Annotated in this window: 9 protein-coding genes and 1 pseudogene; 3 read left to right on the forward strand and 7 right to left on the reverse strand. The window is 59.1% G+C overall.

The annotated features are described in order from the left end of the window. The first annotated feature begins 24 nt into the window (after positions 1-24). Entirely contained in the window at positions 25-885 is an 861-nt protein-coding gene (locus AC0L3A_RS34200) for an SGNH/GDSL hydrolase family protein (RefSeq protein WP_354128196.1), read from the forward strand. On the opposite strand, the gene AC0L3A_RS34205 is transcribed toward AC0L3A_RS34200, so the two are convergent. The 5 genes from AC0L3A_RS34205 to AC0L3A_RS34225 form a co-directional block, all read right to left on the reverse strand. Then, positions 882-1,817, reverse strand: a complete 936-nt coding sequence (locus tag AC0L3A_RS34205) for a hypothetical protein (RefSeq protein ID WP_354128195.1) — start codon at positions 1,815-1,817, stop codon at positions 882-884. The genes AC0L3A_RS34200 and AC0L3A_RS34205 overlap by 4 nt on opposite strands. After that, the gene (locus AC0L3A_RS34210) at positions 1,802-3,298 is read right to left on the reverse strand and encodes a hypothetical protein (protein ID WP_473256024.1); all 1,497 of its coding nucleotides are present in this window, start codon (positions 3,296-3,298) and stop codon (positions 1,802-1,804) included. The genes AC0L3A_RS34205 and AC0L3A_RS34210 overlap by 16 nt, the downstream gene beginning before the upstream one ends. 2,417 nt (positions 3,299-5,715) lie before the next feature. Continuing rightward, on the reverse strand, positions 5,716-6,021 hold the full coding sequence (locus AC0L3A_RS34215; protein WP_473256025.1) for a DUF6894 family protein: 306 nt from the start codon (positions 6,019-6,021) through the stop codon (positions 5,716-5,718). A 200-nt stretch (positions 6,022-6,221) separates the two neighbouring features. Then, positions 6,222-6,467, reverse strand: a complete 246-nt coding sequence (locus AC0L3A_RS34220; protein WP_354128193.1) for a PilZ domain-containing protein — start codon at positions 6,465-6,467, stop codon at positions 6,222-6,224. 6 nt (positions 6,468-6,473) lie between these two features. Then, positions 6,474-6,773 (reverse strand): hypothetical protein, encoded by a 300-nt coding sequence (locus tag AC0L3A_RS34225; RefSeq protein WP_354128192.1) that lies wholly within the window; start codon positions 6,771-6,773, stop codon positions 6,474-6,476. 156 nt (positions 6,774-6,929) lie between these two features. On the opposite strand from AC0L3A_RS34225, the gene AC0L3A_RS34230 reads away from it, so the two are divergent. Together AC0L3A_RS34230 and AC0L3A_RS34235 are read left to right on the forward strand one after the other, a co-directional pair. Next, positions 6,930-7,175, forward strand: a complete 246-nt coding sequence (locus AC0L3A_RS34230) for a helix-turn-helix domain-containing protein (protein WP_354128191.1) — start codon at positions 6,930-6,932, stop codon at positions 7,173-7,175. A 423-nt stretch (positions 7,176-7,598) separates the two neighbouring features. Further along, on the forward strand, positions 7,599-7,871 hold the full coding sequence (locus AC0L3A_RS34235; RefSeq protein WP_354128190.1) for a helix-turn-helix transcriptional regulator: 273 nt from the start codon (positions 7,599-7,601) through the stop codon (positions 7,869-7,871). Positions 7,872-8,577: 706 nt separating this feature from the next. Here AC0L3A_RS34235 and AC0L3A_RS34240 read toward each other — a convergent pair. Both AC0L3A_RS34240 and AC0L3A_RS34245 read right to left on the reverse strand, forming a co-directional pair. Further along, positions 8,578-8,744: pseudogene (locus AC0L3A_RS34240) on the reverse strand (cold-shock protein); the annotation flags it as partial. A gap of 1,151 nt (positions 8,745-9,895) precedes the next feature. After that, positions 9,896-11,349: S8 family peptidase (locus AC0L3A_RS34245; RefSeq protein WP_473256026.1), on the reverse strand; the 1,454-nt coding region annotated here is incomplete at its 5' end.

The raw sequence follows: 11,349 nt of genomic DNA on the forward strand, positions 1-11,349 counted from the left end.
CTCCTCTTCGTTAAGGACCGCCCATTGAAATCACTGGGCTGGCGCCCCCAATTGTGGGTTGCATCCGCGCAAATCTCGCGCTATTTGCCCAGAATGGGCTGGAGGTTGTGGGCTGCATTAGGAGCTCTCATTGCGTGCGCTGGTGTTGCCGGCGGGTCCTCCTATGGCTTTTACGAATTGAACCGGCGGCTCGATGTCATTGCCGAACACGACGCGACGCAAAGCCGACAGCTGAAGGTCCTGACTGACCTGGCGCGGCTTCTGTCCCCCACGGATGGCGAACACCGCCGCCTCGACATCCGCAAATTCGCGATAACCAGCCAGCTCGCCCAATCCAGCGCGCCGATCGTTGTCATCGGGGACAGCATCACCGAAGCCGCGCTGCTGCCGACCAGACTTTGCGGCCACCCGCTCATCAATGCCGGGATCGGCGGCCTGACAGCAGGCAATTACGCTGATCTCGCACCTGGCCTCCTGGCCGAGCGTAAGATCGCGGCACTCGTCATCGCCCTAGGCATCAACGACGCGAACCGAACGACCGGCTCGACCGACGAATTCGTGCGGCAATACCGGCGACTGCTCGCCATCGCCGGGCAAGCGAGCGCCCACTTGATCATCGCCGGCGTTCCGCCGATCGACGCCGACGGTGCGCTTGCACCCTATTTCGACATTCCACGCAGCGAAGAGATCGATGCCAAGCTGGCGAAGATCGCCGCTGATGCTGGTCTGCCCTTTGTCAGCCTGCGTGGCCTAAAGATGCGCGAGCCCGGCACGCGGGTGGATGGTGTTCATCTGACAGCCAAAGGATATGAAGCCTGGCAGCGCGCCGTCATCGGCGCAGTACAGGCCACGCTTGACTGTGCCTCATCCGCTTCACCCGACTAGAACGGCGCGCCAGTCGCGTGCATTGCGTTGTAGATCAACGTCGCAGCACTCGCCTGCCCCGCAGCCGTGAAGTGCGTTCCATCGGCCTGCCGGTTCGTACCTCCTGTCAGACTGTCGAGATTGCCTCCGCCGAACCAAGGATTTCCAAGCGCTACCAGATTTGCCTGCGCGCCCTGAATCGTCGCATTGGCCGCGTTGCTAAGAATGGTCTCGGTCGGGATGAACACGCGGCCCGAGAAACCACAGGCCTGCATGGCCGCGACTTGCTGCTGCATGAAGGCCTGATAGTTCGCCGCGCTGGTGCCGGTATCGTTCTCGCCTAGAAAAAAGATGACGGCGAATGTTACGCCGGTCGTCGCAGGAGTAGTGCCGCGGCCTGCCAGCCGTTTCATCGCGACGCAGCCGCGGCTATAGAGCACCCCTCCGGGGGCGTACAGCGTGGAGGTTGCGCCGCCGACAGCGCCAGGAACCAGGATCACCCGGTTGAAAGCGCCGTTGGTGATCAGAGCGTCAGCCAAACGCGGTCCGATGGAGCCGGGTCCTAAGCTGCTCTGGGTCTGGCCTAGCAGAGGATCAAGATTTTGGTAGAGCGCGCCATCGTAGATGTTGAAGTTGTCGATTGCCGACGCATTAGTTGGCGTGAACGACGAAGGACCGACAGATGCACCGTTGCTGGCGCCCAGCGTGATCAGAACCAGAGTCTTCTGTGCGCCGTTGATGGTCGCGTTGCACGGGATACCGCCCGCATCGGTCCGGCGGGTATGGCCGGACACCGAATAATTTCCGCTGTTGTTGAGGGGGGTCGGGTCGTTGCGCCAGTTCTCACCCAAGACTAGCGGGTCATTTGACCCGCCCCCTCTGGACTGACCGAAAGAGGAGCCCGGCGAGAGGAGAAGCGCGAGCGCCGCAAGACAGATCACCAGAAGCCGCATACTTTGAGCCTTTGAAGATGAGTGTTGCCAATTGTGATGATCGTGATCGCGTTGCTGCCGTCACCCTGCTCATTTGCCGAAATGAAGTTGGCGCCGAGCACCCCTTTGAACACGTCAGAGACCGTGACCGACATGTTGAAGTTAGCCGTACCGGGGAAGAGCTGGTTGGAACCGGCATCGATGGTGTTCGTGCTATTGAGCGCAAGCCCGAAATTGTACTGCGCGCCCAGCGTCGAGGAACGCGGCGTGACGTAGTAGATGGCATCGAGCGACGATCCAGCCGCCCCGGTCACGAAGTTGAACTGGTTCACGGCGCTCGCGTCAGCCTGCCGGACCGTGGATGAGCTATAGGAGTAGATGCCTCCGGACGCAGGATCGTTGCTTGTCGAGCAGAGATATTCCTGGTTGAAGGCATTCCACAGATTGAAGGTTCCTGCCGTGCCGCTCGCCCCATAGGTGAAGCTGACCTGACCCGCCGAGCCGGTCCTGGTCGTCCCCACATGAGTGCATTGATGCGCGGCGCAGGTGAATGTCGTCGTGTTGTTGTAGCGGCACGCCATTGAATTCTTGTTCGTGGGCAGTCCATCGATTTTTTCGATGTCGGTCGAGCCCGCACCAGTCCCACGCACGCTTGCACCGACTGTATTCGACCCAGCGACCGCGCCTGCGGACCAATCCGGCCCCGAGCACAGGCGCAGTGTTCCGGAGTCTAGGCCGACGAACCAATCATAATTCGAACTTGCGGCCCAGTTGGAGCCAAGCGCAACCGAGAGTTCGCACGCACCCACTGTACCAGCGACGCAAAGCTGACGGACGACAACAGCCGAGCCGTTATATATCGGAACATTCTTGCCGGCCGCAGACGCCGTGTAATAGCTCGTGGTGGCAGCCGTGACTGACGCTGCCAATACCGGCGTATTGCTGGTCAGCGTGATACGGCCCTGCGGCGTCGGCCACTGCACCAGCGCGCCGGTCTCGGTATTGAGCGAAGTGACGCCGCTGCCGCCGCCGCCAAGCGCGCCGACCGTGGTTTTCTTGAACGCATTGCTGGCCGAAACGTCCTGGATCAGGACGAGGTCGGACGCGCCCGGAGACGCTTTCAGCGTCAATGCGCTGACGTCGATATCGCTCGGCGTCGCGGTCGAGCCGCCGGTGTTGCACTTGAGGGTATAGGCCGCCATCGTTGCCACTTTGGCATTGGTGACGGCGTTGGCCGCGATGGTCGTGGCACAGCTGCCGGCCGATGCTGTGACGTCCCCGGTCAGCGCCGGCGTCTGCGAGCAGGCCAGCGACGACGATAAATCGGCAAAGCTCGGCTGCGAGCAGCCGTGCACGCCGGCGCTCGACAGCGTCCGAAACCAATTGCTCGAGGAGCACGTCGAGGCAACCACCGTCGTGGCGATCACGCCGGCGTCGCGTTGATCTAAATCAATGGAACACCGCTCCGGGTGAATCGCTTCGATCCCGACGGCACCCAGCACGTTTCCCCCCTTTGGCCGCCAACGGATATGAACCCATGACGGCGTAAAGGTGCCAGGATCGGCCATCCAGATCGTTTATCAAAGCGGACGGCACACGGACCCAAGCAATTGCTTGGCCGCTATCAAACCGCCGGCGGCACGCGCATCCCAATCCAGCTACTTGCTAACGACCGCACCGCTCGACGGGGCCGTTAGTGAGAGGGATTCTCGGAAGTCGGCCTGCGGGACGCATAATGCGTTGCACTATCACCGATCTTGTTGGGGACCCACTCCTCCGCGGTCGAGTCCCAATGATGAGTCTCGTCGAAGTTTTTCCAGGGTGGCCGCTTTGGCTTGCTTTCACCCTTCTGTCGATTTGCATTCAGTGCTCGGAGTTGGACGACGAGTACCCCAGCCATCATCACCCATTCGCGAGCGCTATATCTTGAGTTCCATTTGATTGCCGCGAGCATTGGATGCCTCCTTCAAAGTGAGAAGCCTTTGCCACACTAGCCCGGGTCAAGAACGCAGGGATGTAAAGTACTTCACACTCAGCCGACATCTTCGACATAGTTGCGGGCGATCTTAGTGCCCGGCGACCGCAATTTACGTTTGCTCGACATTCGGCGGGCATTTTGCCGCGCGCTCAAACGCACCCGACGATGAGTCGCATTGTTTTTTGGTCGCAAGCATGGGCGATAGTCTAAGGCCGCCCATCGGGCGACCTTCCACGCCCAGCGGTAGTAATTAGGCATACACGGCGCCGGCCGCCGGAGCTAGCAATTGCGCTGCTAGTAAGTGAGGTCGAAAGCAACGCTGTAATGGTCGGAGGTGTTACGGCGGCGAACCTGCCGCAGGATCTTAAAAATTCGCGTCGATCGTCTTCTTCTGGAGAGGACATCGCGCCTCCTATGATTTTGGAAATAATGAAGTGTTAGTCGATTAGAAAGTTAAGTAGTTCAATCACGAAATGTAGCCAAAAATCCCGTTTCAGTCGGCGGACTCTTTACGCGCTGCTAGAATGAATGAAAGAAGCGGTACCTACGTGCGGCTGCTGACACTCGGGCAGGATCTGACAGCCGTAGGAACCTAGCATCACTGCCCGGCTTGCTGTCTCGCTAGCTCTCTTCTTCGAGCCGGCGGAGCGGCCCCGGCCTTTGACCCCCAGGCAATCCAGCCGGGGTCGTCTCTAAGCCGCGCGGCCTCGCCTTACTCGGCGGCTCTTCCTTGGGAACATAAAGCTGCGTCCAGAGTCTGCCCACGTAGTGGCGAGACGTGCCTATGACATCAAGACAAGATTCCGTCCGATGTCCCAAGTGCGACCGACCGACACGGGTTATAGAGCGCATTTGGAACCCAAAGCCACCCGGCTTCCTCTGGATCTTCGAATGCGAATGCGGCGAGTTGGTCTGGGAAGAACAGCCACATGAGGACGTGGTGGCAGGGCCTTGAACAAGGCGCCCACCCTGCCCACGAGAAGATTTGGCGAAGGAGGACAAAGCCTGCCGGCGTAACCGGCGGGCCTTTGATCAGATCACTGCGCTTGCTTCTTTGTCGACGTCGGCGGCTTCGCTGTGCCGCTCTTCGGGGGACCATAATTCGCTGAGCCACGAGAGCCATAGCCCCCAGCCTTGCCATCCATTTTGTTAGCCGATGCTGGCGATGTCATGAAGCCGGCGGCGATCATGGCGCCCCCGAATGCAACGATTACGATCAAGGATAGCTCTTAAGATTGACATTGGCTGCTCCAAAACAGCTTTTCTGAAATCGCCACGCCGCAATGCACGTAGCGGGTGCAGCTTATTCCCTACTAGCTTGGCCCGCGAGCCATTTTTCTAAAGCTTGGAGGCCCGCCAACGTGAACCAACGGGCGAGGAAGGCGCTGTCATCAGCCTGTGGCATAATCATTGCAATGTTGAAGACGGACTGGGATTTCAGTGCCCAGTTTGAGACAAGAGCGCCGCCGGGGGGACTGGCATTTCGAGCCCGGCAGCGCTCTCCTTTATGTTCTGGCTCGCCTGCGGAAGGCCCGCACCCGATTGGGGCGCGGGCCAAATTGCCAACGGTTGGCAGGCGGACTATTCGGCCGCCTGCAGCACCACCGCCGACCGTCTGGCGGCTACCTCCGCGCGCTCGTCATCAACCAGCTCGTTGGCATGACCTAGGGACTCCTCAAGCTCCGCCTTCACGTGGTCAGCGGTCCAGAGCAATCCGCCCAGTATCGATGAGGCTAAGAGGATGCCGCGCGGTTAAGTGAGCAATTTTCCAGGCTGAAGGAGATCGCCTCGAACCTTGAATACCCTAAGATTGAAGGGGATCCCGTTCTGTGGCTCACCTTCAGCGAGACCCAACACACGCACCGCCGGCGCCTCCACCTGATCAACCGGGCAACTAGGACCAAAATCCCCTCGTCTTGGTAACTCGCGGCCTGCGGTCCCTCACGCCGCCGGGCCCTCCTCGCGGCCTGAGCTTGGCTCGCCTCCATCGCTCCGCCGCCCTCCAACTCTATGCCGCGCGATCTCAGCACCGGAGGCGTCAACCACGATCACGACCGTGCCCGCATAACGGTCGCAATCTGGATCGCTGGCGATGTCCCGAGCGACGCGGGCGCCGTACTGGTCGGCTAGCTCAGCAGAGCTAAACATCTCACCCAAGTCATCCGCCTGTGTCTCGCCTTTGTGGAAAATCGGGAAGTAGTAACGTCGCATAGCGGAGCTCGCCCTTTCGCGCCGATATGCGCTCATCTCGGGAGGTCCGCACCTGTCAAAAACGACAGGGTCCTGGGAAGCGGATCACCGGGCGCCCTCCTCACAGCACCCGCCGCGTGTGTCGTCATTGACCCGCAGCAACAACGCTCGATGCATGCCGCTAGACAGCCTGATAACACTCCCCGACCTTGTCCCGCGGGGCACTTGGCTGGCACCGACAACCTACCAGAGCCGACTCAATCGGCTTTGAACACGACGCCGATGCGAGTATCACTGGACCAAACGAGACGACAATCTCGGATGATACGGTCTCTTTCCAACATCATCTTGAATGTGGCACGCATGTGCAGCTTCGTCGGTAGCTCGATGCCAGCGCCGTCCTCCGAGATGTTGAAAACGCGGCAACGTTGGCTGCCGCCATCTCCAAAAATGTAGGCGACCAAGTCGACATCCGAACGATCGATCTTCCGGCGATCCGACATGATTACTTATCCTTGAGTTGACGCGGCTGCCTCGGGTCCTTCATTGGTCGAAGCTATTTCAAGCAGTCTAAACTGCCTCGCGATCCGTGTTGCCAAGCGCGACCGCTCTTTGGCGAGCTCTCCCTCATAGTCGGATACGTCGTGTCCGTCTCGCTTAAGGACCTCGATCAGGATTGTTTGGCTCTGAACATAGGTCACCTTGTCAGCGATCTCTCGCGTCAAAACAGCCAGCTCGTCATCATTATCTGATGTCACGGCGATCTCCTTGGTCGGACTGATCACGCGCAGAAAGGCGCGATTTTGCATGCCCAATACTTACAGATCGTTACGCGGGCACCCTGGACCGCCCCTATAGGCGCGTCGCCAGTTCGGCCCTGGCCGAGCAAGCTGGGTGCAAGCGCAACCTCGCGATGTTCACGCTCCAAACCTGGAACTCATCATTTACCACCTGGCTATACGATCATGGTCCGCAGCGCTTCTGCTGGCATGAAATCGATGTCCAACAATCGACAAGAGATCCGTCCGTGGTCGCCCGACGAAGAAGCGCAACTACTTGCGCTACTCGACGAGGGCATGACTGCAACCGAGCTGGGCGAGCGGTTGGGTCGCAGTCGCCAGGCCGTCTACGGTCGGTTACAACGTTTCCGCAAGCAGCGAGGCCGAGTAAGCCGATCCAGTGGACGCGCCTTCGCGCAATGGATCGGTTAGCCGGCGGTCTCCCTCCCCGGCACAACAGTCGCCGCGGCTTTGCATCATTCACCGCGGCAACAACCTTCCTCGGCAGTGCGGCGTCGTGTTGCGCGCGCGCCAGCCGGACGATCGCAACCGTCGAAGCGACGTATCCTTGAAGGGTGTTGACTTGCGCTGACCCTGAGGGAATGGACGGGATAGCGGAGAATTGCCTAAACTGACGCGATGCACCGCGAAATCAAAGAGATGCTGATCGGTTCAGGCATCATAATCCTACTCGGCATCGGCATCATCGCATGGCCGCCCCTCGGCCTATTCGTTGATCGCTACTTTTTCTCGTACCTGAGACTGGCGCTGCAGTGGGCCATCTCTTGAAGCAAATCGGCACCCAACCTGAGACGTTTCAGATCCCCTCGCCGCGGCGTCCAAGGTTAGCAATCAATGCCCGAAAATCCATTGAGTCACGAAAACGTCGCCGATAGGCTCAAGCTCGTGCGGAAAGCCGTTGCCGGGACGCAGACGGCGTTTTGTAAGCGCATCGGAATTGAAGTGCAGCGCTGGAACAATTTCGAACGGGGCATGCCTTTGTCGAAGAGCGTCGGCATTTTGCTGGTGCAAAAGATTCCAGACCTTACCCTGGATTGGTTATTTCTAAGGAAAGAGGATGGATTGCCACTCCGACTTCGCGATGAGTTGGAGTTCACAACCCCGTAGCTACAACCCTGAACATGCCCGTCACTCCTGCAGGGTTGAAGGCGCCCTTAAATATCGTCGCGCGTGGTGGGATAAGTGCGCTGCTTGCGAACTGCGCACTATGTTGTTAGACCGCGCCCTCAACATTGAAGGAGCGCCGCTTGCCTACGAAGAAACAAGTAGTTCGTCGCGAGTGGACCAGGTCCGACGTCAAGGAACTCAAGGCGAACTCAAAGACACGAACCCCTGTGGTGAAAATAGCCAAGATGACCAAGCGAACCGAGGGCGCGCTACGTCAGAAGGCGCTCTACTTGGGAATTGGTCTGGGCCATCAGCGGTGATTGAAAGCTCGCTGGCTCACACAGAACCGGCCTGCCGAATTTCGATACTGGTTTGACATCAATCTGACGCGCTCGGGTGCAGATTATTCGTCTTACGATGCGCCGCTGAATCTCGCGACCTCGTGCTAGAGGTTGAGGGCTCGCTACCGCCAGCCCCGGCGAGCCCTCCCTCAGTCAGCAAGACTGACGTTTAAGTTTTCCATAAGTGTGACATCGACGACATTGCGCCCCCGCACTGTCGCTCTAGGCTTGTCCTGCCGGGGCTGGAATCAATATTTCACGTCTTCATTTTACCCGGCTGGCCGCAGTGGTCCGCCGCTGCGGCCTTTTCGTGTGGCGCCTATCTTCACGGCGCGTTTGGAGGGCTCACCCGATCCGTAGATTTCAGCCGAGTCTTTTCCGCTATTGTTCACGACGTCGAAGCTGACCTTGGCCCCCTCTGCCAAGGACGTGCAACCGGCCTTCTCGACGCCGAAATATGGACGAAGACGTCCTTGCCGCCGTTGTCAGGTTGAATGAACCCGTAATCCTTCGTTGGGTTGAACCACTTCACAGTCCACTTCCAACGAGATTATGCTCGCGCCGGCGCTTAGATTCAACGACGGCTTCGCAAAGAGCTAATCCTTCCCCTTGAGCACCCGCCCAGTGTAGGCATGCGACTATCGCAAATTCCGGTTAGCATGTCATACTGCTTATTCCGGTATGGCAGCCATTCCGGTCGATACTTTCGGTCGAACGGCACTGATCGCGACAGCCGAACTGGTCGGGCTTTGACGAACAGCTGCTTTCGCAGGTGCTAAAAGCCGAACTTACGCGGCCCAGACAGCGAGCTAGCGTGTCGGCTTTAGTCCGCTCACATCGCTGTCGTTGTTCTTCTCTTTCCTTTCGGCGTGTTTCTTCATCACTCTGAGCCAGCTGAATAGTATCGTACGAATTCGTCCTCTGGACTGTGCGTGTCCGCCAATACGATACGTTTCGACATGATTGCCTCCAAGGTGGGAGAGTCACCGGTATCGCGTGAAGCATAGGAGCGAACAACGGGCAGTTGAAGCTATCAAAGGATATATACCCTCCTAGCCACGTCCTTTCAGCAGCAGCAAACATATCTCATCGCAGCGCCAGTCCGCCCCTCGGCCTGCCAGCGCTTCGTGACGGTACGGTTCATCCGCGCGCCCGCCTGGCGATCGCGATAACCGCGTCCTGTTTCTCGGATAGGCCGCCGCAAGCTGTCCAACTCTCTCGATTGCCCGTGCTTTCAAGCTCCGCTGTATGTCTATGCACGAGACGAGGATACCGCAGCTCAAATGGAAGGCGATTTCGCGCTGCACATTTCGATCATTGCCTCGAAGATCCTCGATCGCCAGATCAATGTAGTGCTGGTTCTCCGGCGGCAACCCATGAAATCTGAACGATAGCTGTCCACACCCCCCTCACTGGAACAGGTGGACAAGGAAAAACATGCATTTCTTGGCACTTCTAAGTTCCTGTGCGGAATCATTCCTTTTTTTCAATCGGATCGGGAGGATTGGCTATTCCGCCTGCGGAAGCGCAAACATTGCTCCAGCGCCAGGCATGAGTTGGGCCCGGTGAAGGGAGCTGATCGGCTGCAAAATAGCCCTACGATAGCCCGTACTCGCGCTGCCAATACGAAATCAAAAGCGCCACGGCGATCTCCCCTGAAGCCACCGCGCTTGCTTCCAGACTTTAATGGGTCAGGACATCGTCAAACGCATGACTGACAATGCTCTGCAGGTCGCTCGCTTGCGGCGCTATTCCTGGGCTCGGCGCTGGCTCGGAATGCCCAACAAACAACGGAAGGCCGTCCCCGACAAACTGCCTGTCCATGCCAACCGGCTGCGCCAGACTAATCACGAAGTTCTGGATTTGCTCCGCGCGGTTCGCGTTGCGGGCCATACCGGTCACCATCGGATGGTGCGCCGCTACTAACGTCGCCAAACCTGTGATGTGCGGTGCTCCCATAGAGGTACCGTCCCATGCAGCCATGCCGCCCCCCGGCACAGAGCTGATGACGGCCACACCTGGACCGCAGAGTCGCACTTCCCGTCCACGGCAGGTGAACTTCGGTGCAAACAGTCCATTCGCGCCGGTCGTCATCCCAGGCTGCATCTGCGAGGGTGCCGTTTGGGCGTGATAGGTGTCAGGCGGGAAAGTCCCCGCTTGACCGAGGGCAGAGACACAGAGTGCGGTGTCCAGTCGCGCCGGGAATTGCACCGGCCCAGCACTGTTGCCGGCAGCGACGACGACGACAATGCCAGCTCTGCGTGCCTCACTCATCTGCTGAGCCACGCCCTCATTGACCTGATCGCTGCCCAGCGAGCAATTTACGACGTCGATCTCGTGGTTCACGCAATAGACCAGCGCCTCGATCAAACTGTCGAACGCGCCGCCAGGGAACAGCTTGAGTACATGCACCTCAGCTTCGGGTGCGAAGCCGCGAATACCGTTGTTACCATTGCCTGCGATCACCCCGGCACAATGCGAGCCGTGGGAGATGACATCATTGCGCCAGGTGTTCGGGTCGGGGTTGTTGTTCGGATCAAGGTTAGTTAGATCAAGTCCAATTTTGATGTGCGACAGAGCGGGATGATTTGTGTCGCAACCGGAATCGATAATCGCAACCTTAGCCCCCTTCCCGGTCAGACTGGCGTCGCTGCCCTGCAGCCCCATCAAACGCTCACCCCATCCGACAAAGGGCTGACCGCGTCGCAGGTTGGCCCCGGGCCAGTTTTCCAGCGGCTGTAGTGTAACCAGGTTCTCGCGATCGCTGCGCAATGACGGCGATGGGATCCACCGCTCCCAGTAATCAGCAAAGGGCTTTACATAGAGTGCCGCAAGGTCGTCGACGGTACCACCAAAGAAGTTTAGCGTCGCCAGCCCCGCTCCATCCGTGGCCGCCTGAACGAAGCCAGCACCATACGCGCTGACCATCGCATTCACGACGGGACGGCCGTCACTGCCGAGTACGCGCACGTTCACAGGCACGATCGCAGTCGCAGCCGCCGGTGCGGGCAGCAGCGATCCGACATCGAATGGCACGGTGTCGCTCATGTGCTGAAGTCGCACATTCTCCTGCATGAACAGGGTGCTGCTAGCCATTGCCTGACGCTGCAGCTGAAGCCCTCGATCGACTGGCATGC

Source organism: Bradyrhizobium sp. MI1.3 (genome assembly GCF_055811695.1).